We start from the raw sequence: 26555 nt of genomic DNA, 5'->3' as shown, positions 1-26555 counted from the left end.
GTGATGTGCGGAGGAGGGTCCGGCCGGCCCCATGGGGTACTCAGCGGCCAAGGAAGGGTAGGACGTAGGGCCTTGTGCACACCTCCGCCGACCGAACCTTCGATCCGCAAGGGAATCCAGCATGTCCGTCGATCCGCAGCAGGTGTCCGGTTCGCTCACAGACGAGGAGTTGAGGACGCTGGACGCCCACTGGCGTGCCGCGAACTATCTGTCCGTCGGCCAGATCTACCTGATGGCCAACCCCCTGCTCACGGAGCCGCTGCGTCCGGAGCACGTCAAGCCGCGGCTGCTCGGCCACTGGGGCACCTCGCCCGGCCTGAACCTCGTGTACACGCACCTCAGCCGGCTCGTCCGCTCCCGGGGTCCGGAAGCGCTCTGCATCTGGGGACCCGGACACGGGGGACCTGCCGTGGTGGCCAATTCCTGGCTGGAGGGGTCGTACACGGAGACCTATCCGGACGTCACCCGGGATGCCACCGGGATGGCCCGGCTGTTCCGGCAGTTCTCGTTCCCCGGGGGCGTGCCCAGTCACGTGGCCCCGGAGACGCCCGGATCCATCCACGAGGGCGGTGAGCTGGGTTACGCCCTCTCGCACGCCTACGGCGCGGCCTTCGACAATCCCGGCCTGCTGGTCGCCTGTGTGATCGGCGACGGCGAGGCGGAGACCGGGCCGCTGGCCGCCTCCTGGCACTCCAACAAGTTCCTGGACCCGGTGCACGACGGCGCGGTCCTGCCGATCCTGCACCTCAACGGCTACAAGATCGCCAATCCCACGGTGCTCTCCCGGCTGCCGGAGCCGGAACTCGACGAGCTTCTCAAGGGGTACGGCCACGACCCGATCCACGTCACCGGCGACGAGCCGGCCGCCGTGCACCGTGCGATGGCCCATGCCATGGACACCGCTGCCGACCGTATCGCCGGTATCCAGCGCGCAGCCCGTGAGGACGGGGCGACCGGACGGCCCCGCTGGCCGGTGATCGTGCTGCGCACCCCGAAGGGCTGGACCGGCCCCGCCGAGGTCGACGGCCTTCCCGTGGAGGGGACCTGGCGATCCCATCAGGTCCCCCTGTCCGCCGTCCGGGACGACCCGGACCACCTGCGGCAGCTCGAGGAATGGCTGCGCTCCTACCGGCCGCAGGAGCTGTTCGACGAACACGGAGCGCCTCGCCCCGATGTCCTGACGTGCCTCCCCGAGGGCGCACGTCGGCTGGGGTCCACGCCGTACGCCAACGGCGGCCTGCTGTTGCGCGAACTGCCGCTGCCGCCGCTGGAACGGTACGCCGTCCCGGTCGACGAACCGGGCGCCACCCTGCACGAACCCACCCGCGTACTCGGTGGTCTGCTGGAGGACGTCATGCGCGGGACCGCCGACCGGCGCGACTTCCGCCTCGTGGGACCCGACGAGACCGCCTCCAACCGCCTCCAGGCGGTCTACGCGGCCAGCGGCAAGGCGTGGCAGGCCGACACCCTCGACGTGGACGAACACCTCGACCGGCACGGCCGGGTGATGGAGATCCTCTCCGAACACACCTGCCAGGGCTGGCTGGAGGGCTACCTCCTCACCGGCCGGCACGGCCTCTTCTCCTGCTACGAGGCGTTCGTGCACATCGTCGACTCCATGGTCAACCAGCACATCAAGTGGCTGCGCGTCACCCGCCGCCTGCCCTGGCGCGCGCCCGTCTCCTCCCTCAACTACCTGCTGACCTCCCACGTGTGGCGCCAGGACCACAACGGCTTCTCCCACCAGGACCCCGGCTTCGTCGACCACGTCCTCAACAAGAGCCCCGAGGTGGTACGGGTCTACCTGCCGCCGGACGCCAACACCCTCCTGTCGGTCGCCGACCACGCGCTGCGCAGCCGCGACTACGTGAACGTGATCGTGGCCGGCAAGCAGCCCTGCTTCGACTGGCTGACGATGGAGCAGGCGAAGGCGCACTGTGCGCGGGGCGCCGGGATCTGGGACTGGGCCGGCACGGAGAACGGCGAGCGGGAGCCCGACGTGGTACTCGCGGCAGCCGGTGACGTCCCCACCCAGGAGGTGCTGGCCGCCGCACAGCTGCTGAGGGACCACCTGCCGGAACTGGCCGTCCGGGTCGTGAACGTCGTCGACATCGCCCGGCTGCTGCCGAGCGGGGAACATCCCCACGGCATGAGCGACTTCGAGTACGACGGCCTGTTCACCCCCGACAAGCCGGTCGTCTTCGCCTACCACGGCTATCCCTGGCTGATCCACCGGCTGGCCTACCGCCGCACCGGACACCGGCACCTGCACGTGCGCGGCTACAAGGAGATGGGCACGACCACCACACCGTTCGACATGGTGGTCCGCAACGACCTGGACCGGTACCGGCTGGTCATGGACGTCATCGACCGTGTTCCCGGTCTCGCGGTGCGCGCGGCGGCCGTGCGTCAGGAGATGGAGGACGCCCGGCTGCGTCACCACGCGTACATCCGCGAGCACGGTGTCGACCTGCCCGAGGTCGCCGACTGGTCGTGGGACGGCTGACGGAAGCCGACGGGGCCCGGACCGCGGATGTCCGATCCGCGGTCCGGGCCCCGTCGCCTCCCGGCGATCGGCTCCGGCTCTTCGGCAACCGCGTCGTGGCGACGGCCGGCCCCGTGGTCAGCCGTGGTAGGCGGTGCGCATGATGTCCTGCATGTCGTCCAGCATGGGCATCCGCGGGTTGGCGGGTGCGCACTGGTCCTCGTAGGCGTTGAGGGCCTGCTGGGGCAGGGCGTCGAGGAAGGTCCGCTCGTCGACGCCGAGGGCCTGGAACGACGACTCGATGCCCACGGCGTCGCGCAGCCGCTCGACGGCGGCGGCGAGGGCCTCCACACCCTCGGCCGGGGTGGCGGCGGGCAGGCCGAGGGTGCGGGCGATGTCCTGGAAGCGTTCGGGGGCGCGGTAGTTCTCGTACTTGGGCCAGCCGGTGAGCTTCGTGGGGACGGTGCCGTTGTAACGGATGACGTGGGGGAGCAGCACCGCGTTGGTGCGGCCGTGCGCGATGTGGAAGGTGGCGCCGAGGGTGTGCGACATGGCGTGGACGATGCCGAGGAAGGCGTTGCCGAAGGCCATGCCCGCGATGGTGCCGGCGTTGTGCATCTTCTCCCGGGCCTCCGCCGCGTCCCCGCGGTTGTTCACCGCCGCCTCGATGTTGCCGAAGATCAGACGGACGGCGTGCAGGGCGAGGCCGTCGGTGAAGTCGTTGGCGTAGACGGACACGTACGACTCGATGGCGTGGGTGAGGGCGTCGAAGCCGCTGTCGGCGGCCGGCACCGGGGGCAGGGCGGTGGTGAGGAGGGGGTCGACGATGGCCACGCTGGGGGTGAGCGCGTAGTCGGCCAGCGGGTACTTCTTGCCGGTGGCGGGGTCGGAGATGACGGCGAAGGGGGTGACCTCGGCGCCGGTTCCGGAGGTGGTGGGCACGCACACCAGGCGGGCCAGCCTGCCCAGGGTCGGGAAGCGGAAGGCGCGCTTGCGGATGTCGGAGAACTTCTGCCGCATGTCGGCGAAGTCGATGCCGGGCTGCTCGTACAGCAGCCACATCACCTTGGCCGCGTCCATGGGCGAGCCACCGCCCAGTGCGATGATCGTGTCGGGGCGGAATTCCCGCATCAGGCCGGCGCCGCGCTGCACGGAGTCGATGCTGGGTTCCGGTTCGACGTTGTCGATGATCTGTACGGTCACGGGCTCACGCCGCCGCCGCAGCACCCGCGTGATCCGGTCGACGAAGCCGAGGCGGGTCATGGTCGCGTCGGTGACGACGGTGACGCGGTGGACGTCCGGCATGGAGGTCAGGTAGCGGATGGCCTGCGGCTCGAAGTAGATCTTCGGCGGGACCTTGAACCACTGCAGGTTGTTGCGGCGCGTACCGACCCGCTTGACGTTGAGCAACTGGGCGGCGGAGACGTTGTCGGACACCGATGTGCTCCCCCAGGAGCCGCAGCCGAGGGTCAGCGACGGCAGCAGGCCGTTGTAGATGCCGCCGATCGCCCCTTGGGAGGACGGGGCGTTGACGATGACGCGTACGGTCTTCATGCGTGTGCCGTACGCCTCGGCCACGGTGGGGTCTTCGGTGTGGATGACGGCGCTGTGTCCCTGGCCGTGGAAGGCGACCATGTCGGCTGCCAGGCCGAAGCCCCGCTGTTCGTCCTCGGCCCGGAGCACGGCCAGCACGGGGCAGAGCTTCTCCCGGGTCAGCGGCTCGTCCGGGCCGACGCGCCCGGTCTCGACGAGGATGACCGAGGTGTCCTCCGGCACGGAGAAGCCGGCCCGCTCGGCGATCCAGGCGGGGCTCCGGCCGACGGCGGCGGCGTTGACCTTGGGTTCACAGCCGGCGCTCGAGCCTCCTGCGGCAGGGAACAGGAAGGACTCCAGCTTCGCCTTCTCCTCGGCGGTCGCCAGGTGGGCGTGGAGGGTGCGGAACTCGGCGAGCGCCGCGTCGTAGATGTCGGCGTCCAGGATGACGGCCTGCTCGGAGGCGCAGATCATGCCGTTGTCGAACGACTTCGACAACACCAGGTCGTTGACGGCCCGGCGCAGCTTCGCGCTCTTGTGCACGTACGCGGGGACGTTGCCGGCGCCCACGCCGAGGGCGGGCTTGCCGGCCGAGTAGGCGGCCTTGACCATGGCGTTGCCGCCGGTGGCGAGGATCAGCGAGACGCCCGGGTGGCGCATCAGCGTGCTGGTGGCCTCGACCGACGGCTGCTCGATCCACTGCACGCAGTGCTCCGGCGCGCCCGCGGCGACGGCCGCGTCGCGCACGATGCGGGCGGCTTCGGCGCTGCAGCGCTGGGCGGAGGGGTGGAAGGCGAACACGATCGGGTTACGGGTCTTCAGCGCCATCAGCGCCTTGAAGATCGTCGTGGAGGTCGGGTTGGTGACCGGTGTGATCGCGCACACGACGCCCACCGGTTCGGCGATCTCGACCATGTCCTCGATGTCGTCGCGGGCGATGACCCCGACGGTCTTCATGCGGCCCATGCTGTGCGTGACGTGCTCGCAGGCGAACATGTTCTTGGCCGCCTTGTCCTCGAACACCCCCCGCCCGGTCTCCTCGACCGCCAGGAGGGCCAGTGCGGTGTGCTGGTCCAGGGCGGCGACCGACGCCTTCTTCACGATGTGGTCGACCTGCTCCTGGGTGAGACCCTCGTAGTCGGCGAGTGCCTTGAGGCCGGCCGCGACCAGACGGTCCACGGCGACCGCGGTGTCGGAGGGGGCGTCGGCCTCGACGCGGTCTTCGGTCCGCACGTTCTGTCGGGTCATGGTGGTCCGCCTCCGTCGTCAGGGGCCGCCGTGGTGTACGGCGGCGCCGCTCTCCGCCTTCACTGTCCTCCGGGATCGCCTGCCGCAGGGGGCGCCGAAGGACCCCTCCCGCGTCCGTCCGGCCCGGCCCGGCAGGGACCGTCGGCCCCGGCCGGTCGAGCCGCGGGACGGCTCGCCGCTCCGCTCACGGATTCCCTGTCCGGACGAGCCGGGTGGACGCCGCACAGTCGTCGGTGCGGAAGCCGAGCCGGTTCACCACGCCGACCACGCCTTCGAGGCGCCAGGCGGCGTGCAGGAGCTCCGGCACCTGACTGCGTCGTTCGACACGGCCGGCGAGGGTGACGACACCGTCGCGCACGGAGACGAGGACGGCGTCGGACGGCAGTTCCAGTGCGTCGACGACGATCTCCCTGGTCACCTGGCGGCGGATGTCGTCGTCCGCGCGCAGGAAGACCCGGAGAAGGTCGCGGCGGGTGGCGATGCCGATGAGCCGGTCCTCCTCGTCGACCACGGGCAGCCGTTCGATGCCGCGGCGTTCCATGAGCCGGGCCGCGTCCGGCACGGTCTGCTCGGGGTGCACGGTGATCGCGGGACTCGACATCACGTCACCCGCCGTCACGGCCGGAGGCGGAGCGGTGCCGTCCCGGTACGCCTGAGCGCGTACCAGATCGCTGCCGGACAGGACGCCGACGACCTTGTCGTCGGCGTCGACCACCGGCAGTCCGCTGATCCGGTGGTGGTCGAGCAGGCGCACGACCTCCTTGAACGGTGTCGTCCGGTGGGCCTGTACGACGTCCCTGGTCATTACTTCGCCGACAGTGTGAGCGGTCACGGCGGATTCTCCTTCACGAGCGCGACGGGGAGGGCCGGAGCCGGAGGCCGGCTCCCCGCCAGGTCGGGCAGACGCCGTGCGGCGCCTACTTCCGCGGGCCGCCGCGCCACGGGGGCGGCGTGGCCGTCCGGCGGGTGGCGTCGCCTCGGTGGGCGGCGCGTTCGGTGGCGGCGCGCAGCCGGTCGTGGAGCCGGTCGGCGAGTTCGCGTGCGCTCGCCTCGCGGGCGTGGACGGCCACGAGGTGACTTCCGATCCGGATGCCGGCGCCGGCGGACCAGGGCAGTTCGACGTGGTGGGCCGAGGCCCGCAGGACGCGCACCTCACCGCTCACGGGCGGCAGTCCGGGCCGGTCCAGGGCGGTGCCGACCTTCTCGCGGAGATAGGCGAGGGACTCCTCGTCCACCTCGCCGTCGGCACGCACCCGCACGGTGGTGGTTCCACGGGGCCCGATGTCCTTGACGGTCATGTGTTCCACTCCCTGTGATCGTTCTGCGGCACCTCAAGACTGCTGCGTTTCCCGTCCGCGACCCAGAGGCGGTCGGCCCCGGTGTCAGGGGCTCCTCGGCCCTGACCTCAGGGCCGAGGAGCCCGGGCCTCACCTGCTGTCGCTCCCCTCGGTCTCCTCCAGGGCCGCCCGGCCTGCCTCCAGCCGCGCCACCGGCACCCGGAACGGCGAGCAGGAGACGTAGTCCAGTCCGGCGGTATGGAAGAAGTGCACCGAGTCGGGGTCGCCGCCGTGCTCGCCGCACACGCCGATCTTGAGGTCCGGCCGGGTGGCGCGGCCCTCGGCGACGGCGATGCCCACCAGCCGGCCGACCCCGTCACGGTCGAGCGTCTCGAACGGCGACGTGGGGAAGACGCCCTTGTCGAGGTAGGCGGAGAAGAACTCCGCCTCGACGTCGTCGCGGGAGAAGCCCCACGTGGTCTGGGTCAGGTCGTTGGTGCCGAAGGAGAAGAACTCGGCCTCCTCGGCGATCCGGCCGGCCGTCAGCGCCGCCCTGGGCAGCTCGATCATGGTGCCGACGGGGCAGTCGACGGTGACGCCTGCCGCCCGCGAGACGTCGGCCAGCACCCGGCGCACCTCCCCGCGTACGAGACGCAGCTCCCGCACGTCACCGACGAGCGGGACCATGATCTCCGCCTCGGGGGCGCCGCCCGCCAGGAGACGCCCCGCGACGGCCTCGCCGATCGCCCGTACCTGCATGGCGACCAGGCCGGGAACGACCAGTCCCAGCCGCACACCGCGCAGCCCGAGCATCGGGTTCTCCTCGTGCATGCGGTTCACGGCGGTCAGCAGCTCGACGTCGTGGGCGTCCGGTTCCTCGCCACGGGCTTCGGCGGCGGCGATCCGCACCGCCAGCTCGGTGTGGTCGGGCAGGAACTCGTGCAGCGGCGGGTCCAGCAGCCGGATGGTGACCGGCAGGCCGTCCATCGCCTCCAGAATGCCGGCGAAGTCCTGCCGCTGGAGGGGCAGGAGGTCCGCCAGGGCCCGGTCGCGCTCGGCGTCCGTGCCGGCCAGGATCATCCGCTCGACCAGCGTGCGGCGCTCGCCGAGGAACATGTGCTCGGTGCGGCACAGACCGACGCCCTGCGCTCCGAACCGGCGGGCCCGGGCGGCGTCCTGAGGGGTGTCGGCGTTGGCCCGCACCTCCAGACGCCGGACGGTGTCCGCGTGGGACAGCGCCCGGGCCACCGCGCCGACCGTACCCTGTGTGCCTTCGTCGCCCCGGCCGTCCTCCAGGTACCGGATGACCGCCGAGTCCACCAGCGGTACGGCTCCCGCGTACACCGCTCCCGCGGAGCCGTCCACCGAGACGACGGTGCCCTCCTCGACGACGGTGCCGTCCGCGGTGGTGAAGCGGTGGGTCCCGGTATCCACGGTGAGTTCCTCGGCGCCGCAGACGCAGACCTTGCCCATGCCGCGGGCCACGACGGCGGCGTGGCTGGTCTTCCCGCCCCGGCTGGTGAGCACCGCCTGGGCGGCGATCATGCCGGGCAGGTCGTCGGGGGTGGTCTCCTGCCGGACGAGGACGACCTTCTCGCCGGCCGCGGCGCGGCGCACGGCCCGGGTGGTGTCGAAGACCACGGCGCCGACCGCCGCGCCGGGGGAGGCCGGGACACCGCGGGCGAGCGCGGTGCCGGTCGCCGAGGCGTCGAACCGCGGGAACATCAGCCGGGCCAGGCCCTCACCGTGCACCCGGGCCAGCGCCTCGTCCGGGGTGATGAGCCCTTCGTCGGCCAGCTCGGCGGCGAGGACGAACGCGGCCTCCGCGGTGCGCTTGCCGACCCGCGTCTGGAGCATCCACAGCGTGCCGCGCTCGATCGTGAACTCGATGTCGCACAGATCCCGGTAGTGCCGCTCCAGTGTCTCCATGTGCGCCCGCAGCCGGGCGTACGACCCGGGGTCCAGGCGCTCCAGCTCGCTCAGGGGCACGGTGTTGCGGATGCCGGCGACGACGTCCTCGCCCTGCGCGTCGGGCAGGTAGTCGCCGTACAGGCCGGGGCGCCCGGTGGCCGGGTCCCGGGTGAAGGCGACGCCGCTGCCGGAGTCGGCCCCGAGGTTGCCGAAGACCATGCGCTGCACGTTGACGGCGGTGCCGAGGTCGTCGGAGATGTGCTCGCGCCGCCGGTACAGCCGGGCGCGTTCGCCGTTCCAGGACTCGAACACGGCCAGGACCGCCCGGCGCAGCTGCTCGGCGGGGGACTGCGGGAAGTCCTCGCCGGTCTCCAGGCGGATCAGGTTCTTGTACGTCTCGACCAGCTCGGCCAGGTCGGACGCCGTCAGGTGCACGTCGTCCTTGACGTCGCGCAGGTCCTTCAGGACGGCGAGGGAGCGTTCGAAGGAGGAGGAGCCGATGCCCATGACCGTGCTGCCGAACATCTGGACGAGGCGGCGGTAGGAGTCCCAGGCGAAGCGTTCACTGCCGGAGACCTTGGCCAGCCCGAGGACGGAGTCGTCGTTCAGCCCGATGTCGAGGATCGTCTCCATCATGCCGGGCATGGAGAACCTCGCGCCGGAGCGGACGGACAGCAGCAGCGGGTCGTCCGGCTGTCCCAGCGAGCGGCCGGCGGACGCTTCGAGGGCCGACAGGTGCGCGGAGACCTCCTCCCACAGGCCGACGGGCTCGCTGCCCGTGGCCAGGAAGGCGTGGCACGCCTCGGTGGTGAGGGTGAAGCCGGGCGGCACGGGGAGCCCGAGCCGGGTCATCTCGGCCAGGTTCGATCCCTTGCCGCCGAGGAGGTCGGCCATGTCACGGCCGCCCTCGGTGAAGTCGTACACGTGACGGACCATGACGCTGCGCTCCTCAGCTGTGGGGGCGTGATGGTTCCAGCGTCGGACGGGGGCGTGTTCGACGCGAGGTGCCGGCCGTCCCGCCCCGGGGACCGGTCGGCCCCGGTTCACACCGTCCGCCCCGGAAAGGCCTTCGGCACCTCTGCCGGGGCTGTACGGCCCGTGGACCACCCGCTCGGCCGGAAGGACGCTCGAAGACATCGGAAGTCATCGACCCGGGAGGGGACACGTCATGCCGCACGACATCGTGGTGGGGGTCGACGGATCGGCCGCGGGCCTCGCGACCGCGCACTGGGCGGCTCAGGAGGCCCAGCGGCGGGGAACCGGGCTCGGAGTGGTCCACGCCTGACGCCGCCACGCCCGCCCCGCGCCGTACGTCCCCATGGACGGCAACGAGCGCGACTGGGCCGAGCGGCTCCTGCAAGGGGCCGTGCGCGGTGTCCGTGCCGCCCATCCGGGTCTGCGGATCACCGACCGACTCGTGTGTGACGCGACGGTCACCGCTCTGCCGGCCGGCTCGGCCGACGCCGACCTGCTGGTCCTCGGTTCCCTCGGCCTCACGGCCGTGGGCGGATTCGTGACGGGCTCCGTGTCCCAGCGCGTCGTCGGCCGGTCCACCCGCCCGGTCGTACTGGTCCGGGCGGGACGGGGAGCCGCCGACGAGCATCTGCCGGCCACGGACGGCGTCGCCCCGGAGGAGATCCCGAGGACGCCCTACCGCCAGGTGGTCCTGGGGCTGCGGACGGACCGTCCCTGCGACGAACTGATCGGGTTCGCCTTCGACGCCGCCCGCCGGCGTGACACGGGTCTGCGGGTGGTCCACGCTTTCCGGACGCCGTTCAGCCCCGCGTCCGCTCCGGCGGCGTCCCTGGTGTCCGCCGCCCCGGAGGGCCCGGCTCCCGTCCCGCGGCCGCGGGCCCAGGCGCCGGCGGACGAGGAGCGCACCCTGACGGCGGTGCTGCGCCCCTGGCGGGAGAAGTACCCGACCGTCCCGGTGACCGAGACGGTCACCGAAGGGCGCGCCACCGTCGCACTGGTGCGGGCCACCCGGAACGCCGGCCTCCTCGTGGCGGGCCGCCGTACCACCGGCCACCGGGCCGGTGCCCGCACGGGCCCGGTCACCCACGCCGTCCTCCACCGTGCCGGATGCCCCGTCGCCGTCGTCCCGCACGACTGAGGTGGCGCGGCACACCGGCCGGCCACCGGTCCGCCGGACGCGAGGGGGGCACCGGCACCGCGGCGTCATGGCCGGGCACGCACACCGTGTCTCTCCGGTTGTCCGCCCTCACCCGACGGCCCCGTCCTGCGGTGCGCGGGTCCGGGGACAGGGGGCCGAAGGTCCCGGCCGGCCGGGGGCGGAGGGGCCCGCCCGGTGCCCTGTCCGGCACTCCTCGCCGCGGGCCCGCACGACGAGCATCGACAGTGACAAGACCGTCCGACGAGAGGACCTGAGATGACCGCGACGGTGACAACCGGCCCCCGAACCGCCGACGCCTGGCGGCAGTTCACCGGAAGCGAATGGCGTGAACGCATCGACGTGCGCGACTTCATCCAGGCCAACTACACCCCGTACGAGGGCGGTTCCGCGTTCCTGGCCGGTCCGACCGAGCGCACGCTCGCGGTCTGGGACAAGGTGGCCGCCCTGTTCCCCGAGGAACGCCGCCGGGGCGTTCTCGACGTCGACCCGGGCAACCCGTCCACCATCACCTCGCACCGGCCGGGCTACATCGACCGCGACCGTGAGCTGATCGTCGGCCTGCAGACCGACGCCCCCCTGCGGCGGGCCATCATGCCGAACGGCGGGCTGCGGATGGTGGAGAACGGTCTGAAGGCGTACGGCTACAAGCCGGACCCCTTCGTCACACGCGTCTTCGGGAGCTACCGCAAGACCCACAACGACGGCGTCTTCGACGCCTACACGCCCGAGATGCGGGCCGCCCGCAAGGTCGGGATCATCACCGGGCTGCCGGACGCCTACGGCCGGGGCCGGATCATCGGCGACTACCGGCGGGTCGCGCTGTACGGCACGGACCGGCTGATCGAGGCCAAGCGGGCCGAGCGGGCCCTGCTGGACGCGCGGCCCTCCGGCCCGGACGTCATCCGGGACCGCGAGGAACTCGCCGAGCAGATCCGCGCGCTGGGCGAACTGACCGGGATGGCCGCCTCGTACGGCTGCGACGTCTCGCGTCCCGCCGCCACCGCGCACGAGGCGGTGCAGTGGCTCTACCTGGGCTTCCTGGCCGCGGTGAAGGAGCAGAACGGCGCGGCGATGTCGCTGGGCCGCACCTCCACCTTCCTGGACGTCTACCTCCAGCGGGACCTGGGCGAAGGGCTCCTCGAGGAGTCCCGCGCCCAGGAGCTGATCGACGACTTCGTGATCAAGCTCCGCATCGTGCGGTTCCTGCGCACCCCCGAGTACGACGCCCTGTTCTCCGGCGACCCGACCTGGGTGACGGAGTCCATCGGCGGCATCGGCGCGGACGGACGCACGCTGGTCACCCGCACCTCCTTCCGCTTCCTGCAGACCCTCTACAACCTCGGACCCGCCCCCGAGCCCAACCTGACCGTGCTGTGGTCGCCCCGGCTCCCGGACGGCTTCAAGGAGTTCTGTGCCCAGGTCTCCATCGACACCAGTGCCGTCCAGTACGAGTCGGACGAGCTGTTGCGCCCGTGCACCGGCGACGACACCGCGATCGCCTGCTGTGTCTCGGCGATGGCGGTCGGCAAGCAGATGCAGTTCTTCGGAGCGCGCGTCAACCTGGCCAAGGCCCTGCTGTACGCGGTCAACGGCGGCCGGGACGAGATGACCGGCGAACAGATCACCCCCGAGATGCCGCCGCTGACCGGGGAGTACCTGGCCTACGACGAGCTGTCGGCCGCGTACGACCGCGTCCTGGACTGGCTCGCCCGGACGTACGTCGACGCGCTCAACGTCATCCACTACATGCACGACAAGTACGCGTACGAGCGCATCGAGATGGCCCTGCACGACTATCCGGTGCACCGCTTCATGGCCTGCGGCGTCGCCGGCCTGTCCGTCGCCGTGGACAGCCTGTCCGCCGTCAAGCACGCACGGGTGAAGGTGTTCCGCGACGCCACCGGACTGGCCGTGGACTTCAGGACCGAGGGCGACTTCCCGGCCTACGGCCACAACGACGACCGCGCCGACGCGCTCGCCGTCGACCTGGTGGAGTCGTTCATGGCCAAGGTGCGCAAGCACCCCACCTACCGCGACGCCGAGCACACCCAGTCCGTACTGACCATCACCTCCAACGTCGTCTACGGCAAGCACACCGGCAACACCCCCGACGGCCGCCGCGCCGGACAACCCTTCGCCCCCGGCGCCAACCCGATGAACGGCCGCGACCGGCACGGCGTGGCCGCCTCCGCTCTGTCGGTGGCCAAGCTCCCGTACGAGGCGGCACGCGACGGCATCTCCCTGACCACCACCATCACCCCGGAAGGGCTGGGGCACGTCCCCGAGGAACGCGCCGGTCACCTGGTCGGCATCCTCGACGCCTACACAGCCTCCGGCGGCTTCCACATGAACGTCAACGTCCTGGACCGGGCGACCCTGGAGGACGCCATGGAGCACCCGGAGAAGTACCCGGAGCTGACGGTCCGGGTCTCCGGATACGCCGTCAACTTCGTCCGCCTCACCCGCGAGCAGCAGCTCGACGTGATCAGCCGCACCTTCCACGGATCGCTGTGAACACCACGGTCGAGCCGGTGACGGGCCGGATCCACTCCTGGGACCTGTCCACGGGAGTGGACGGTCCCGGGACCCGGTTCGTGCTGTTCCTCAGCGGCTGCCCCCTGCGCTGCCTGTACTGCGCCAACCCCGACACCTGGCACATGCGGGACGGGAAACCGGCCACCGTCGACGAGGTGATGGCCGAGATCGCCAAGTACCGGGCCTTCGTCACCACCGCCGGCGGGGGAGTGACCCTCACCGGCGGCGAGGCCCTCCTCCAGCCGGCGTTCACGGCCGCGGTCCTCCGCCGCTGCAAGGAACTCGGCCTGCACACCGCGCTCGACACCTCCGGCCTCCTCGGCGCCCGCGCCACGGACGAACTCCTCGCCGACACCGACCTGGTGCTGCTGGACATCAAGTCCTTCGACGTCCGCACCTACCGGAAGCTGACCGGCGGCGACCTCGCCCCGACCCTGAACTTCGCCACCCGCCTCGACCGGCTGGGCAAGCGCGTGTGGATCAGGTACGTCCTGGTGCCCGGCTGGACCGACGACGAGGACGCCGTCGAGGGACTCGCCGGATTCCTCTCCGGCCTGGGCTGCGTCGAGCGGGTCGACATCCTGCCGTTCCACAAGCTCGGTGCCGGCAAGTACGACGCCCTGGGCATCCCCTTCGCCCTTCGGGACACCCCGGTTCCCGACACGACGCTCGTGGACCGGGTACGGGGCCAGTTCCGTGGACACGGCCTCGCGGCCCACTGACGCAGGCGAGAACGGGGCCGACCGGCACAGGACTTCGGCCGTCCTGGGAAGATGAGGAGCCCGACGGAGACCTAGGCATCACGAGGAGCATCCAATGGCGCACAGCGAGCGGGACGACGGCACGGGAAGCCCGGTCAAGGTCTTCCTCCTGGACGACCACGAGGTGGTACGGCGAGGAGTGCACGACCTGCTGAACGACGAACCGGACATCACGGTGGTCGGAGAAGCGGCGACGGTGGAGCAGGCACTGGTCCGGGTCCCCGCCCTGCGCCCCGACGTGGCCGTCCTCGACGTGCGCCTGCCCGACGGAGACGGAGTGAGCGTCTGCCGTGAGCTGCGGTCGAAGATGCCGGACCTGGCCTGCCTGATGCTGACCTCCTTCGACGACGAGGAGGCGCTCCTGGACTCGATCATGGCGGGCGCGGCCGGGTACGTGCTGAAGCAGATCCAGGGATCGGACCTGGTCTCGGCCGTGCGGACGGTGGCCCGCGGCCAGTCGCTGCTGGACGCCGACGCCACGGCCAAACTGATGGCACGCCTGCGAAGCGCCGGACAGCAGCCGGCCGAGGAGCCGGACGTCCTGCCCGGCCTGACCGACCGGGAACGCGAGATCCTGGACCTGATCGGCGAGGGGCTGACCAACCGTCAGATCGGCCAGCGGCTGTACCTGGCCGAGAAGACGGTCAAGAACCACATCTCCCGCCTGCTCGCCAAGCTCGGTGTGGAGCGCCGCGTCCAGGCCGCCGTCATCGCCACCCAGGCACGTGACCGGACGCGCTCCGAAGGCCGGTAGAGGGTGCGGTCCGCCGGTCGGCGACGCACCCGCCCCCCTCGGGGGGCCGAAGAAGGCGGACACGACCTGGAGCGGCACCACGTGATCTTCCACGTCCGCGAAGAAGACCGACGCCGCCTGCCGTGAGACCGCCGGGGGACGTGGCCGGTGCCACCGCATCCCGCGTCCTAGACGCCCGGGTCGTCCGGGCACGGCCACCCGGTCAAGGCCTTCGGCCGGTACGACGACGAGTGGGGCCGCGCCGACCGCCCGCTCCACCTCACCTCGTACGGGGTGGCCCGGCTGCCCGGAACCGACACTTCCGGGCAGCCGGCCCGCACGGCGGCGCTGATCCCTTGTCCTCCCCCCTGTTCGAGCCGCTACCGTGACAGCCGAACGGTACGGCTGCCGACAGGCGGTGAGACGCTGGAGGAGTAGCGTTGGAGAACGCCCGGGAAGCCCGCGAGGCACGAGTACGACTTCCGCAACTGCGGCTGGACGAGTTGCTGGAGGAGCTGCAGGCCCGGCTGGACGCGGCCCGCGGCACCAGGGACCGGGTGCACAGCCTGCTGGAGGCGGTGCTGTCCGTCGGCCGGGAGCTGGACCTGGAGCAGGCGCTCCACAGCATCGTGGAAGCGGCGGCGGCACTGGTCGACGCGGAGTACGCGGCCCTCGGCGTGATCGGCCCGGACGGCAAGCGCCTGTCCGCCTTCCACACCGTGGGTGTCGGCGACGAGCAGATCGCCCGCATCGGCCCCTACCCGGAGGGGCACGGCATCCTCGGTGAGCTGATCCGCCGTCCGGAGCCGCTGCGGCTGACGAAGCTCTCCGAGCACCCCGCCTCGTACGGCTTCCCGGCCCACCACCCGCCGATGGACAGCTTCCTCGGTGTCCCCATCCGGGTGCGGGACCACGTCTTCGGCAATCTGTACCTGACGGAGAAGCGTGGCGGCCAGCAGTTCGACGAGGACGACGAGTCGGTGCTGGCCACCCTGGCCGTGGCGGCCGGCGTGGCGATCGACAACGCCCGTCTGTACGAGGAGTCCCGGCTGCGCGAACGCTGGCTCCAGGCGAACGCCGAGATCACGCACACCCTCATGTCCGGCGCGGACCAGGGCGGGGCACTGCCGCTGATCGCCGAACGGGCCAGGGAGATCACCGCCTCCGCCCTGAGCGTGGTGGCGATGCCGGTGAGCGGGACGGACACACTCGCCGTGGAACTCGCCATAGGCCAGGAGGCCGACGCGTGGCGCGGGGTCGTCCTGCCCGTGGAGGGAACCCTCGTCGGGCAGGCGTTCGTCCAGCGGGTCTCCGTCAACAGCCCGGACGTCTCACATGACTCCCGGATCTCGGCCGGACCTCCGCGCTTCGACGGGCTCGGACCGGCCGTCGCCGTACCGATCGGCTCGGGCGACGACGCCCGCGGTGTGGTCCTGCTGGTCCGGCAGTCGGGTGGCCGTGAGTTCTCCGAGAAGGAGACCGAGCCGCTCCGGGTCTTCGCCGCCCAGGCCGCCGTCGCGATGGAGCTGGCGGAACGTCGCGCGGACGCCGAGCAGATCGCCCTGCTGGAGGACCGCGACCGGATCGCCCGCGACCTGCACGACCTGGCGATCCAACGGCTCTTCGCCACCGGCATGACGCTGCAGAGCGCCGACCGGTTCATCCAGCACGAAGGGGCCTCGGACCGGGTCCAGCGGGCCGTGAACGACCTCGACGAGACCATCAAGATCATCAGGTCGACGATCTTCGGCCTGCGCTCCCGCGAGGACGACGCTGCTCCCGGCCTGCGCTCCCGCGCGGTGCGCGCGGTCGGCGAGGCCACTCCGCTGCTGGGCTTCGCCCCCAGCGTCCGCATGGAGGGTCTGCTCGACACGCACGTGCCCGCGGAGACCGCCGGCCACGTCCTGGCCGTCCTCACCGAGTCCCTGTCCAACATCGCCCGGCACGCCCGCGCGGACCGCGCCGACGTCGTGCTGGGGACCGACGGCAAGGAGGTCCGCCTGACGGTCACGGACAACGGCGTCGGCATCCCGGCCGGAGGCCGCCGCAGCGGTCTGGCCAACATGGCCGAGCGAGCACGGAAGCTCGGCGGCGACATGGAGCTGGAGAGTCCGGTAGGAGGGGGAGCGCGGCTCGTGTGGCACGCGCCGCTGGGGCGGTCCTCGGACGAGGCGGAGGACGGCCGGCCCGCCTCGTGACGCACGGCGTCAGCGGATGAGCGGTCCTCGCGGCTTCTAGGGGCCGCTGCCGAGCGAGGCCGCCCGCTCACCGGGACCACCGGCTCACAGCGCGGACCGCCGGCCAGGCGGCGGCTCTCGCCGGCCCGGCCGGCGTCCGCCCTGTTGCGCCTCTCCGCCTCCCACACGGCACGCGGCACCCGATCGGTGTCCTTCGGTCCCGGAAAGCGGAGCGTCGCCCCCTCCAGGCGGGCCGCACCGGTCAGCTCGGCGAGCAGGTCCGACGGCAGCGGTCGCCCGGAGAAGGGGAAGCGGCTGCTGTGCCGGTGCCACACCGCTTCGTACAGACCGGCCGGCCGTGCGCCGTGCGCCGTGCGCCGATTCGGCGAGCCGGACCTGGCGAGCAGAGCGGGACGGTCCGGGCAGGGGAACAGCCGGGTCACCGGCTCCCGGCCCAAGTAGGCGGCGGCCACGTGCAGGTTGAGGACCGCGCAGCCCACGGCCAGGTGCACGGCGCGGCCCACCGGGTCGGTGTGGCGCAGCGCCCGGCCCGCGGCGGCGTCGATCCGTACGGTGCGGGTGTCGGCATCGAGCCGGAAGCGCCAGGGCTGGGTGTTGTGCAGGGACGGTGCGGCCACGGCCGCCGCGACCAGCCGTTCCACGGCCGGAGCGTCGAGGGTTGTCGAGCTCGTCGGGACTCCTTCCCGCCCGGGTCCGAGGCCGGCTGGGCCGGTGGGTGAACCCTTCCCGGCCTTGGCTCCCGCCGGCGCGCGCGTAAGGGGCCGTGCGGGCACCGCCCGGCACCGTTCGGCCCTGTTCGTCCGGTGGTGGCCGAAGGTCCCTGTGGTTCGGGGCTGTTGAGCCCTCGGGTGCGGACCTTCGGCGTCGGGTGCGGGGTGGCGGGGGGCGGGAGAGTGGGTGGTGTCAGGAACCAGCCGGATCCTCCCTGAAGGGGTCACTGTCATGGCCGTGCACCAGCCCACGCATCGTGGTTCGGGTTTCCACCTGCCGTCGCTCCGCCGTAACCGTGCCGTTTCCGCGGCGGGGGCGGCCGTGTCGGCGGAGGCCGGCACGTTCACCGCACGGGCCTGTGTCCTCGCCTCGGCGCGGGTGTTGATGGGGTTCGTCTTCCTGTGGGCGTTCCTCGACAAGACGTTCGGCTTCGGCTATGCCACCGCTTCCGGCAAGGGCTGGGTCGACGGTGGTTCGCCGACCGAGGGTTTCCTCGGGCATGTCGCGGTCGGTCCGATGGAGTCGACGTTCCACGCGTGGGCCGGGGCGGCGTGGGCGGACTGGCTGTTCATGCTGGGCCTGCTCGGGATCGGGCTGGCGCTGACCGCCGGAGTGGCGCTGCGCCTGGCCGCTTTCGCGGGGACGGTGATGATGGCGTTGATGTGGGTGGCGGAGTGGCCGCCGGCGAAGCACCTGTCGGACGGGTCGGCGAGTATGTCGACGAACCCGTTCGTCGACTACCACCTGGTCTACGCGGTGGTGCTGATCGCGCTGGCCGTGGTCTCGGCCGGTGACGCGCTGGGTCTGGGCCGGCTGTGGGCCCGGCTCCCCGTCGTCCGTGACCACGGATGGCTGCGCTGAACACGGCTGGTGGGGCGGGCCCAGCACAGGACCCGCCCCACCGGCCTGCCGGCAGGGACCGTCGGTCCCCTCCCGGGACCACGGGCCCCTGCCCCCCGGGACCGCCCGAAGAGACGCTGAGAACAGAACGAATGACACAGGAGGTGGCCAGCATGGCCCGCACGATCACCGTGGGACTCGACGGATCGCCCGAGAGCCGGGCGGCCGCCGAATGGGCGGCCCGCGAAGCGGCGCTGCGTCGGATGCCGGTACGGCTGCTCCACGTGTGGCAGCCGGTCCCGGAGCCCATGGCCCAGGCCCCGCTCCTCGGTGCGGAGACGCACCAGCACTGGACCGAGCGGATCCCCCGGGAGGCCGCCGAGGGCCTGAGGCTGCGGCACCCCGGGGTCGAGGTGACCACCGAGCAGCGGGCCGGAGCCCCGGCGGAGGTCCTGCTCGAGGCCGCCCGTGACGCGGAACTGCTGGTGCTGGGCTCGCGTGCGCTGAGCGGACTGACGGGCTTCCTGATCGGATCCGTCGGCCAGTCGGTGGTCGCCCGCGCCGAGGTGCCCGTGATCCTCGTCCGAGCGGGCGAACAGGCCGCCGACGAACACGTCAAGGACCCCGCCGGCATCCCGTCCGCCGCTACCGGCTTCCGGCCCGTGGTCGTGGGCCTGGACACCGGCAGCCCGGACGAGACCGTCCTCGCCTTCGCGTTCGAGGAGGCCCGGCGCCGCGAGGCCACGCTGACCGTCCTCCGGGTCTGGAACCTGCCGTCCTCCCACACCTACGCCCTGGCCGCCGGTTACGACCCGCGCGAGGACCTGGCCCGCGCCCAGGCCGAAGCGCTCACCGAGGCGTTGCTGCCGTGGCGGGAGAAGTACCCGGACGTCGAGGTGACCGAGGACTCCCGGCTCGGCAGCGCCGCGGGCCACCTCGTCGCCGCGTCCCACGACGCCTCCTTCGTCGTCGTCGGCCGCCGCGTCCGCCGCAGCCCGTTCGGTGTGCACATCGGCGCCGTCGCCCACGCGGTCATGCACCACGCCACCGCCCCCGTCGCCGTCGTCGCGCACGACTGACGCGGCCGGCCGAAGAGACACCGAAGGAGAAGGCACCATGAAGGCAGCGGTCGTACGGGAATTCGGCGAACCCCTGGTCATCGAGGTGCGCCCCGACCCCGAGCCCGGCCCGGGCCAGGTCCGCGTCCGTGTCGACGCGTCCGGGCTGTGCCACACCACTTCAACCCGATCCTCGCCACACCCGGCGAGGTCACCGTCCTCGACGCGCGGATACGCCTGCTGCCACGCCGGCCGCAGGACCCCCATCTGCGCCGACTGCGCCGAGGAGGAACAGACATGAGGAACCAGGAAGTCGGCTCCGTGACGACCATCGGCTCCCGGTGCTCGACGAGGAGGACCGCCTGGTCGGCATCGTCACCCGGCACGACCTGCTGAGGACCTTCCTGCGCCCGGACGCGGAGATCCGCGAGGAGGTGATCCACGAGGTGCTGGAGCGCGGACTGTGGCTGGTCCCCGGGCGGCATCGACGTCACCGTGACCGAGGGAGTCGTCGCACTGCACGGCCGGACGGAACGCAAGAGCGAAACCGAGGTCGCCGTGGCCATGACCCGCAGGACCGATGGAGTCGTCGACGTCGTGAACCAGCTCACCCACCGCTTCGACGACTCCGGGTTCCAGAACGGCACGCGCGTGCCGAGCGGCGTCGCGGACGACTGGCTGCGGCGGCTGTGAGAGGAGGCGGACCGCCATGGAGGAGAAGGTGTTGGCCGCCTACGGGTCGGCCAACGGATCGACGAGGGGAATCGCCGAGACCGTGGCCGGTGTGCTCCGGGTGGCGGGGCTCACGGCCGAGGTGCCGCCCGCCCGGTCCGTGACGGAGCCGACCCCCTACGAGGCCGTGGTGGTCGGCGGCGCCCTGTGCGCCGGGCGCCGGCACGAGGACGCCCGGCGCCATGGCGCGCCGGTGAACAGGAGCCGCGGTACGGTTCGCCGTGCCCGGCACCGGGAGACCGGGTGCCGGGGCACGGTCACGACTGCGTACGAGCCGAGGGCGTGGGCGCCGGGGCGACCCGATCCGGCCGGAGCGTGATCGTCACCGGCCGGGCCTCCGTGGTGACCGACGCCGCGGAGCGCGAACGGCTCTCGCGGACCGGCCCGCGTTCCCGGGTGCCCGTACGTGACGGGGTCTTCGTACGCCTCGGGTCCGAGCTGGTCACCGGACGCGAGATCACGGGCGCACGCGCCACGCGATGAGCCGCAGCCGGTGCGGCGTTCGCGACTGCCCGACGTCGGCGGCGTCTCGCGCACCGTGCCGCACTTCTGGCCGTGGGACCGTCGGCCCTCCCTGCCAGGCCGAACGTCACTGGTCGCCTGAGCGGCGCGGTGTTGTCATGGAGAGGGAGGACGGCGTGCGCGAGTCGACGCACCGCACGTGATCCGCCCGGGCGGTCCGACCGGGGACGCCTCGTCGTGATGCGGAGGAGACCGACGTCATGCTGCACCGCCGCACGGTCGGAGACGTGATGACCGAGGAGGTCGTCACCCTCCGCCCCACCACACCACTCCAGGAGGCCGCCGCCCTGCTGGACGCGAACGACATCGTCGCGGCACCGGTCGTCGACGATGGTGGCGCCCCTGTCGGTGTCGTGTCCGCGTCCGACGTGCTGCGGCACGAGACCGGCACGCCTGATCCGCAGGGGCGGGACGGGACCGACGAGCACGCCTGGGGCAAGGCCCGGGCACGGACCGCAGGCGAGCTCATGAGCAGCCCCGTCCTCACCGCCCGCGCCGACTGGACGATCCCCCGGGCCGCGCGGGAACTCCGCAGGAGGCACGTCAAGCAGCTGCCGGTGGTCGGCGACGACGGGCTCCTCACCGGCATCGTCACCCGTAGCGACCTGCTCGACGCCTTCATCCGCTCGGACGCCGAGATCCGTGGCGAGGTCGAGCAGGACGTCCTGGGGCGCATCCTCGGCCTGGATGAGGGCACCGTCGCCATCGAGGCCCAAGACGGGGTCGTCACCCTTCGGGGACACGTCCCGGAACCGCGTCTTGTCCCGGTGATCGTGGGCCTCTGCCAGGGCGTCGACGGTGTCGTCGCCGTGGACGCCCACCTCTCCGTCGGTCGGCCGGGCTAGCCTCGCGCTTTCATGAGGCGGACGGTCCGGCGGCTGGTCAGCAGAGCAGAAGGCGCTTGGACCGGCAAAGATGAGGATTTCCGAGGTCCTGCTCATCGAAACGGTCCGCGGGACCGGCCTTGACCAGGCCATATCGGCAGCTCTGGCTCCGTGGTGCAAGTCGCGGGCCGTCCACGATCCCGGCGAGGCCTTCCTGGACGTCGCCCTACGAACACGTGCCGAGGGTCCCCGCCGCAGCCTGGGCCCGGCCGTCGAGACCGGCGGTGAGGCCCGTGGCCGGGCCTGGGCCGCCGAGGTCACCGGCAAGTTCCTGGACGGCCGGTCCAAGGACATGCGACTGATCGTCCGGAAGGAACGGGCCCGCCCGCTCTGATGCCCTTCAGACAGGTGGCGGTGCGGTGCCCTCTCCGCTCGCTCCCTTGATGAGGCGCCCTCGGCGCTGCGGCGCTTCGCTGATGCCGGCTCTGGAGCCGACGGGCTCGTCCCGTGGAGGTCGCTCAGGCGTGAGGACATGTGCTGTTTGTGGGAACCGGGCGAGCGGTGTACTTGGCGGGCGGGTACCCGATCCGGACCTTGCGCCAGGCAGCCTGATCCCCGGGCCTCCCCCTCGGAAGCCACGGTCTGGCTGTTCATGCTGGGTCTGCTCGGTACCGGTGTCGTTCTGGTCGCGGGTGTCGGACTGCGGCCGGCTGCGGCCGGGGGCCCGGACACCGCCGGTCACGGCTCGATGTCGAGGATGTCCGGCACCGGGCGTCGCGGAGTGCTCGGACCCTCGGGGCCGTATCCGAGGCGCAGCACGATCTGCGTGTGCCCGGTCCCGGACACGGGGTCGCGCAGCGGCCAGCGCAGGTCGCTCCATTCCAGGGCCTGGGTGGCGAAGGAACTGGACAGGCCTTCGAGGGTGGCCAGGAGCAGCACGCGTTCCATGGCCTGGCCGGCGCGCAGCCAGTCCTCCGGGCGGTCGTGCGCGGTGCTGAGGACCGCCAGTTGTGGTGCCCGTTCGAACTCGGCGGCGGCGCGGCCGGCCACCGGCCTGTTCCCGGCGAAGTCCCGCATGGGAGCCCTGCCGCCCAGTTTGCGGGGCCCGAAAGCGTAGCCGGGCACTCCGTCGGATGCGGTGCTCACGGACGAGGCGTCGTCGATGCGGGTCCATTCCGCCAGGTCCTGGCTGCTGCCGGGATCCGTGAGGTTGCGTGCTTCGGCTTCCGCCAGCAGTTCGAGCACTTCCTGCAGATGCCAGGAGGACGGGAAGGTGAGCGCCGCCCCCTCGCGGTCGGCGGCGTCGGAGAGGGCTGAGCGGATCCGCTGGGGGATCTGCGTGTCGTCGAAGGGATAGCGGCTGCTGTGCCGTCGGTGGATCGCCGGATACAACGCCGCGAGCCCGCTGCCGGTGGTGCCGAGGGCGGTCGGCTGCACGGTGGCGAGCAGGCCGGGGGCGGCCGGGTCGGGCCGGAGCCGGGTTTCCGGGTGCCGGCCCTCGTGCACCAGCGCGACGCGCAGATTCAGCAGGGCGGCGCCGCAGCCGAGGTGAAGGGCGCGCTGCTGCGGGTCGGCGTGCGGCAGGACGCGGCCGGGATCCGCGCGCATCTCGAAGGTGCGGCTGCCGCGGAGGTAGCGGAACCGCCACGGTTGGGTGTTGTGCATGGACGGGGCGGCGGCCGCGTCGCGCACGAGGGCCGTCACACGTTCGTCGGACAGCGCCGGCTGGTTCACAGAAGGGCCTCCCGCTCATTGTCCGGCAGGGGTGATGCGGCGGCCCGTGAGCTGCGTGAGCCGGATCGACACCCACATCTCGCGTTCACCTCCGGCCCACGGTGAGGTGTGGGCGTGTTCGGTCAGGCGTCGTACGTCGTCGGGTTCGGTGACCGCCTGCGCGGGGCCGACGGCGAGAACGCTCCAGCCCTGGCTCATGGCCTCGTCCAGGTGGTCGACCTCGAAGGCGACCTCCGACCCCACGGCCGCCGCGGGCACGGAACCGGGAGCGGTCCTGAAGGCGATCGCGTCGTCGACGACCTCGTAGTTGACCGGTACCACTGCGGGGCCCTCGGGTGTCGCGACCGCGACACGTCCGACACCGTGTGTGGAGAGCAGGGTCCGGCACTCCTCCGGCCCGAGGTCCCGGAGCCGGGGGTGCAGCAGCGCCATGCCCTGGCCGGGCGGCAGGTCGGCGCCACCACCGCGCAGTGCCCGGACGTCGGTGTTCAGTGCCGCGGCCAGCCGGACGAGGGTGGCCAGGCTGGGATCGCCGGGGTGTTCTTCGAGGTAGGCGAGATAGTCCGGCGCCATCCGGGCGCGGCGGGCCGTCTCCTCCCGGGTCAGGCCCTGCCGTTCGCGTTCGGTGGCGACCCGCCGGCCGATGTCGCCGGGGTCGGGCGGATCGCCGCGCGAGGGCGCGCCGGCATCGGTTTCGGGTTCATGTCCGAGGTGCTTGACGTGGGCGTCGGGGCCGGGGAAGACGAGCGTCACGTCGAGCGTGTCCGACCAGCGCACGTCGTAGGGGGGTGTGCCGTCCTCGTGGTGCAGCCCGACGATCTCGCCGTCGCGCCTGGTGCCGCCGGTCGCCGGACTCTCGATGACGAGTTGATCGCCCAGGTGAGCTCGCATGATCGTTTCCCTTTCCTCACATACCGGTGTGCGACTCTCCCGACATGACCGTCGAAAGACCGTCGGGTGACGGAAGAGGCGGACACCGGCCTGCGGCCGCCGCACGGCGCATCGGCCGGTCCCGTCTCCCTCAGCCGGTGATTTCGATGCGGTGCGGCCTGGCCTTCTCGACTTTGGGGACGCGCACGGTGAGGACTCCGTCGGCCGACTCCGCGGTGATGCCCCCGGTGTCGACGTCCGGAGGCGGACTCGTGCGGTGGTCGAACTGCCCGACGTGCCGGGCCTGCCTGCGGAGCACTCCCGTGCGCTCCTTCTCCTTGATCTCGCCGTGGATGTCGAGCTCGCCGTCGCCGGTCTCCACCGTGATCCGGTCCCTGTCGGCGCCGGGAACCTCGAGCTCCATCAGGTAGGCGTCCTCGGTGTCCTCGACATCGGCCGACGGCGCCCACGCCCCCGCCTCGGTCCGGGGGAAACCGCTGCCGGGGAAGGGGGAAGCGGAGTGCATGAGCCGGTCCGTCCGGGTGCGCAGCTCCTCGAGCTCCCGGAACGGGGCCCATCCGGAGACCGGACCCCTGCCACGGCGTACGGGAAGTGTCATCGGTCCGTCCTCCTCGGTCTCTGATCCACGGAGCATCCGGCCGTGGAGATGTCTCCGCTGCTCACCGGACCGGGTACCCGGGCGGGCCCCGGATCCGAAAGGTTTCCTCGCCGGGGCGCGGAACGCGGTCACATCGGCCACCCGACGGCCGGACGGGGGTCCGGCCGTGCCGTGCCCGTGCCCCGGACGTCGCGTTCGGCGATGTCCAGCAGTTGCCGGCCCAGATCCTGCACGGCCCTGCCCGCGGCCAGTTCGTCGCCGATCTCCGGTACATCCGCGTCGGCCGGGTTCCGGCGTGCGGTGCCGTGGCCGGTGAGCACCGTGGTCCCGGTGTCGATCACCGCTCGGGCCTTCGTGGTCCCCTCCTCCTCGAAGAGGTAGACGCGGGCCTTCCATTCCAGGGTGTGCGACATCGCTGTCCTCCTCAGCTCGGGACGGACCCGCGGGACCCCGCACCGGGGCGTCCGGACACCGCCTGCCGCCCGGCCGGTGCCCCCACCCGGTCCGTGATACGGCGCCGGACCCGTTCGGTGAGCGCACCGAGCCGCTCGGAGGCCGTCGCACGAGGTGGGACGGGGCCACGGATCCGCCGGGCGGCCGACGGCAGTGCGGCCAGGTCGGCGGAGAACCTCTCCCGGCACTCCCGAAGCGTCGGCCTGCAGCCGGTGCGCTGCCCGTTCCGCATGACCGTTTCCAGCAGCGGTTCGCCGTCCTGCGGTGGCCGCTCGTCGGCGAGACCGATCGTGCCGGCACCACCGGGCCGACGGAACACCTGTTTCCGCCCGGGCGCCGTGACCTTCGCCGACGAGAGTTTCATGACCGGTCGCCCTTCGTACTCCACCATTTTGTACGCGGAGTCCAGATACGGCGCGTCGGCCGAGACCCCGACGCGTGTGCCGACCGCGTAGACGTCGACCGGTGCTCCGGAGCGGACCAGGTCGTCCACGGCGTACTCGTCGAGCCCGCCGCTGACGGTGATCCGCACATCGGTCGGACCCGCTTCGTCGAGCAGGGACCGGGTCCGCACCGCCAGGGCTCCCAGATCGCCGCTGTCCAGGCGTACGGCGCAACCCGGTCCGCGGTCCAGGTCCCGCAGCACGCGTGCCGCGACGCGGACGCCCTCCTCGGTGTCGTAGGTGTCCACCAGGAAGGTCACGGGGCCGGGGTGGGTCCGGGCGAACGCGCGGAACGCCTCCTCCTCGTCCTCGAACGCCTCCACGTACGAATGGGCCATGGTGCCGACGGCGGGCAGGTCCATGGACGTGGCCGCGGCCACGTTGCTGGTCCCCGCGAAACCGGTCATCGCGCCGAGCCGGGCGGCCTGGAACCCGGCCTGCGGGCCGTGGGTCCGTCGCAGGGAGAAGTCCACGACCGGGTGTCCGGCCGCCGCGAGCACACAGCGCGCGGCCTTCGAGGCGATCATCGTCTGATGACTCACCTGGTTGAGCACGTACGTCTCGGCCAACTGGGCCTGCGGAAGCGGAGCGGTCACCTCCAGCAGAGGCTCTCCCGCGAGGACGATCCGTCCCTCCGGCACCGCCCGCACGCTGCCGGTGAACCGCAGTCCGAGCAGAGACTCCAGATCCCGTGCCGGCCGGTGGAGAGCGGCGGCGAAGGCGTCGACGTCCTCCGGGCCGACGTGCAGGCCGGACAGGTGATCCAGGGCCGACTCCAGCCCCGCCGCGACCAGGAAGCCCCGCTCCGCCGGCAGATCGCGGACGAAGAGGCCGAACGTCGCCGGACCGGTCATCCCCTCCCGCAGATAGGACATGGCCATCGTCACTTCGTACAGATCGGTGGTCGTCGCCTCGGACATCGCCGCCGCCTCCC

The 26555-nt window shown here is 72.2% G+C and carries 20 protein-coding genes and 4 pseudogenes; 15 read left to right on the top strand and 9 right to left on the bottom strand.

What is annotated here, in order from left to right; all coding sequences use genetic code 11:
- The first annotated feature begins 121 nt into the window (after positions 1 to 121).
- Positions 122 to 2506: a phosphoketolase gene (locus tag ACFV5H_RS04530; RefSeq protein WP_385050981.1), complete on the top strand. Its 2385-nt coding sequence runs from the start codon at positions 122 to 124 to the stop codon at positions 2504 to 2506.
- 117 nt (positions 2507 to 2623) lie between these two features.
- On the opposite strand, the gene adhE is transcribed toward ACFV5H_RS04530, so the two are convergent.
- The 4 genes from adhE to ppdK form a co-directional block, all read right to left on the bottom strand.
- Positions 2624 to 5266: a bifunctional acetaldehyde-CoA/alcohol dehydrogenase gene (gene adhE / locus ACFV5H_RS04525; RefSeq protein WP_385192780.1), complete on the bottom strand. Its 2643-nt coding sequence runs from the start codon at positions 5264 to 5266 to the stop codon at positions 2624 to 2626.
- A 184-nt stretch (positions 5267 to 5450) separates the two neighbouring features.
- On the bottom strand, positions 5451 to 6071 hold the full coding sequence (locus ACFV5H_RS04520; RefSeq protein WP_385192777.1) for a CBS domain-containing protein: 621 nt from the start codon (positions 6069 to 6071) through the stop codon (positions 5451 to 5453).
- Positions 6072 to 6183: 112 nt separating this feature from the next.
- A complete protein-coding gene (locus ACFV5H_RS04515) occupies positions 6184 to 6564 on the bottom strand; it encodes a hypothetical protein (RefSeq protein WP_385058297.1) in 381 nt (126 codons plus the stop codon).
- Between the two features lie 129 nt (positions 6565 to 6693).
- Positions 6694 to 9390 (bottom strand): pyruvate, phosphate dikinase, encoded by a 2697-nt coding sequence (gene ppdK / locus ACFV5H_RS04510; protein WP_385192774.1) that lies wholly within the window; start codon positions 9388 to 9390, stop codon positions 6694 to 6696.
- A gap of 232 nt (positions 9391 to 9622) precedes the next feature.
- Between ppdK and ACFV5H_RS04505 the strand changes: the two are divergent.
- The 14 genes and pseudogenes from ACFV5H_RS04505 to ACFV5H_RS04440 form a co-directional block, all read left to right on the top strand.
- Positions 9623 to 10018: pseudogene (locus ACFV5H_RS04505) on the top strand (universal stress protein); the annotation flags it as partial.
- Between the two features lie 96 nt (positions 10019 to 10114).
- Positions 10115 to 10567, top strand: a complete 453-nt coding sequence (locus ACFV5H_RS04500; protein WP_385192905.1) for a universal stress protein — start codon at positions 10115 to 10117, stop codon at positions 10565 to 10567.
- A gap of 276 nt (positions 10568 to 10843) precedes the next feature.
- Positions 10844 to 13102 carry a formate C-acetyltransferase gene (gene pflB / locus ACFV5H_RS04495; protein WP_385192771.1) on the top strand — a complete coding sequence of 753 codons (2259 nt, stop codon included), beginning with the start codon at positions 10844 to 10846 and terminating at the stop codon, positions 13100 to 13102.
- The gene (gene pflA / locus ACFV5H_RS04490; RefSeq protein WP_385192768.1) at positions 13099 to 13845 is read left to right on the top strand and encodes a pyruvate formate-lyase-activating protein; all 747 of its coding nucleotides are present in this window, start codon (positions 13099 to 13101) and stop codon (positions 13843 to 13845) included. Before pflB ends, pflA begins: the two co-directional genes overlap by 4 nt.
- 94 nt (positions 13846 to 13939) lie before the next feature.
- The gene (locus tag ACFV5H_RS04485) at positions 13940 to 14638 is read left to right on the top strand and encodes a response regulator (RefSeq protein WP_385192766.1); all 699 of its coding nucleotides are present in this window, start codon (positions 13940 to 13942) and stop codon (positions 14636 to 14638) included.
- A 419-nt stretch (positions 14639 to 15057) separates the two neighbouring features.
- Positions 15058 to 16815: a GAF domain-containing protein gene (locus ACFV5H_RS04480; protein WP_385058287.1), complete on the top strand. Its 1758-nt coding sequence runs from the start codon at positions 15058 to 15060 to the stop codon at positions 16813 to 16815.
- Between the two features lie 942 nt (positions 16816 to 17757).
- Entirely contained in the window at positions 17758 to 18387 is a 630-nt protein-coding gene (locus ACFV5H_RS04475) for a hypothetical protein (protein ID WP_385058283.1), read from the top strand.
- Between the two features lie 152 nt (positions 18388 to 18539).
- Positions 18540 to 19445 carry a universal stress protein gene (locus ACFV5H_RS04470; protein WP_385192763.1) on the top strand — a complete coding sequence of 302 codons (906 nt, stop codon included), beginning with the start codon at positions 18540 to 18542 and terminating at the stop codon, positions 19443 to 19445.
- A gap of 37 nt (positions 19446 to 19482) precedes the next feature.
- Positions 19483 to 19602 (top strand): annotated as a pseudogene (locus tag ACFV5H_RS04465) (zinc-dependent alcohol dehydrogenase); the annotation flags it as partial.
- A 317-nt stretch (positions 19603 to 19919) separates the two neighbouring features.
- Positions 19920 to 20117 (top strand): BON domain-containing protein, encoded by a 198-nt coding sequence (locus ACFV5H_RS04460; RefSeq protein ID WP_385192760.1) that lies wholly within the window; start codon positions 19920 to 19922, stop codon positions 20115 to 20117.
- 16 nt (positions 20118 to 20133) lie between these two features.
- A complete protein-coding gene (locus ACFV5H_RS04455) occupies positions 20134 to 20475 on the top strand; it encodes a hypothetical protein (protein ID WP_385053359.1) in 342 nt (113 codons plus the stop codon).
- Positions 20454 to 20639, top strand: a pseudogene (locus ACFV5H_RS04450) (pyridoxamine 5'-phosphate oxidase family protein); the annotation flags it as partial. The gene ACFV5H_RS04455 and the pseudogene ACFV5H_RS04450, both read left to right, overlap by 22 nt.
- 239 nt (positions 20640 to 20878) lie before the next feature.
- Positions 20879 to 21523, top strand: coding sequence for a CBS domain-containing protein (locus tag ACFV5H_RS04445; protein WP_385053364.1), 645 nt, complete (start codon positions 20879 to 20881; stop codon positions 21521 to 21523).
- A gap of 70 nt (positions 21524 to 21593) precedes the next feature.
- A pseudogene (locus tag ACFV5H_RS04440) lies at positions 21594 to 21749 on the top strand (IS1380 family transposase); the annotation flags it as partial.
- 491 nt (positions 21750 to 22240) lie between these two features.
- Here ACFV5H_RS04440 and ACFV5H_RS04435 read toward each other — a convergent pair.
- The 5 genes from ACFV5H_RS04435 to ACFV5H_RS04415 all read right to left on the bottom strand — a co-directional run bounded on the left by ACFV5H_RS04435 (position 22241) and on the right by ACFV5H_RS04415 (position 26541).
- Entirely contained in the window at positions 22241 to 23236 is a 996-nt protein-coding gene (locus ACFV5H_RS04435) for an Acg family FMN-binding oxidoreductase (protein WP_385053367.1), read from the bottom strand.
- Positions 23237 to 23251: 15 nt separating this feature from the next.
- Positions 23252 to 24127, bottom strand: coding sequence for a pyridoxamine 5'-phosphate oxidase family protein (locus tag ACFV5H_RS04430; RefSeq protein WP_385192759.1), 876 nt, complete (start codon positions 24125 to 24127; stop codon positions 23252 to 23254).
- Positions 24128 to 24257: 130 nt separating this feature from the next.
- On the bottom strand, positions 24258 to 24725 hold the full coding sequence (locus ACFV5H_RS04425) for an Hsp20/alpha crystallin family protein (protein WP_385192757.1): 468 nt from the start codon (positions 24723 to 24725) through the stop codon (positions 24258 to 24260).
- 128 nt (positions 24726 to 24853) lie between these two features.
- Positions 24854 to 25138, bottom strand: a complete 285-nt coding sequence (locus ACFV5H_RS04420) for a DUF1876 domain-containing protein (RefSeq protein ID WP_385053376.1) — start codon at positions 25136 to 25138, stop codon at positions 24854 to 24856.
- An 11-nt stretch (positions 25139 to 25149) separates the two neighbouring features.
- On the bottom strand, positions 25150 to 26541 hold the full coding sequence (locus tag ACFV5H_RS04415) for a nicotinate phosphoribosyltransferase (protein WP_385192755.1): 1392 nt from the start codon (positions 26539 to 26541) through the stop codon (positions 25150 to 25152).
- Positions 26542 to 26555: the final 14 nt, after the last annotated feature.

This window comes from Streptomyces sp. NPDC059787 (genome assembly GCF_042732315.1).
In the GTDB taxonomy this organism is placed as follows: domain Bacteria; phylum Actinomycetota; class Actinomycetes; order Streptomycetales; family Streptomycetaceae; genus Streptomyces; species Streptomyces atrovirens.
This window is presented reverse-complemented; position numbering and strand designations above follow the sequence as displayed.

What these genes read in the sequence shown, in the direction of transcription:
- pflB (WP_385192771.1), top strand. Translation starts at nt 10,844, where the DNA reads ATGACCGCGACGGTGACAACCGGCCCCCGAACCGCCGACGCCTGGCGG.
- adhE (WP_385192780.1), bottom strand. Translation starts at nt 5,266, where the DNA reads ATGACCCGACAGAACGTGCGGACCGAAGACCGCGTCGAGGCCGACGCC.
- ACFV5H_RS04420 (WP_385053376.1), bottom strand. Translation starts at nt 25,138, where the DNA reads ATGTCGCACACCCTGGAATGGAAGGCCCGCGTCTACCTCTTCGAGGAG.
- ACFV5H_RS04530 (WP_385050981.1), top strand. Translation starts at nt 122, where the DNA reads ATGTCCGTCGATCCGCAGCAGGTGTCCGGTTCGCTCACAGACGAGGAG.
- ACFV5H_RS04475 (WP_385058283.1), top strand. Translation starts at nt 17,758, where the DNA reads ATGGCCGTGCACCAGCCCACGCATCGTGGTTCGGGTTTCCACCTGCCG.
- ACFV5H_RS04520 (WP_385192777.1), bottom strand. Translation starts at nt 6,071, where the DNA reads ATGACCAGGGACGTCGTACAGGCCCACCGGACGACACCGTTCAAGGAG.
- ACFV5H_RS04455 (WP_385053359.1), top strand. Translation starts at nt 20,134, where the DNA reads ATGGAGGAGAAGGTGTTGGCCGCCTACGGGTCGGCCAACGGATCGACG.
- ACFV5H_RS04445 (WP_385053364.1), top strand. Translation starts at nt 20,879, where the DNA reads ATGCTGCACCGCCGCACGGTCGGAGACGTGATGACCGAGGAGGTCGTC.
- ACFV5H_RS04425 (WP_385192757.1), bottom strand. Translation starts at nt 24,725, where the DNA reads ATGACACTTCCCGTACGCCGTGGCAGGGGTCCGGTCTCCGGATGGGCC.
- ACFV5H_RS04430 (WP_385192759.1), bottom strand. Translation starts at nt 24,127, where the DNA reads ATGCGAGCTCACCTGGGCGATCAACTCGTCATCGAGAGTCCGGCGACC.
- ACFV5H_RS04515 (WP_385058297.1), bottom strand. Translation starts at nt 6,564, where the DNA reads ATGACCGTCAAGGACATCGGGCCCCGTGGAACCACCACCGTGCGGGTG.
- ppdK (WP_385192774.1), bottom strand. Translation starts at nt 9,390, where the DNA reads ATGGTCCGTCACGTGTACGACTTCACCGAGGGCGGCCGTGACATGGCC.
- ACFV5H_RS04415 (WP_385192755.1), bottom strand. Translation starts at nt 26,541, where the DNA reads ATGTCCGAGGCGACGACCACCGATCTGTACGAAGTGACGATGGCCATG.
- ACFV5H_RS04470 (WP_385192763.1), top strand. Translation starts at nt 18,540, where the DNA reads ATGGCCCGCACGATCACCGTGGGACTCGACGGATCGCCCGAGAGCCGG.
- ACFV5H_RS04485 (WP_385192766.1), top strand. Translation starts at nt 13,940, where the DNA reads ATGGCGCACAGCGAGCGGGACGACGGCACGGGAAGCCCGGTCAAGGTC.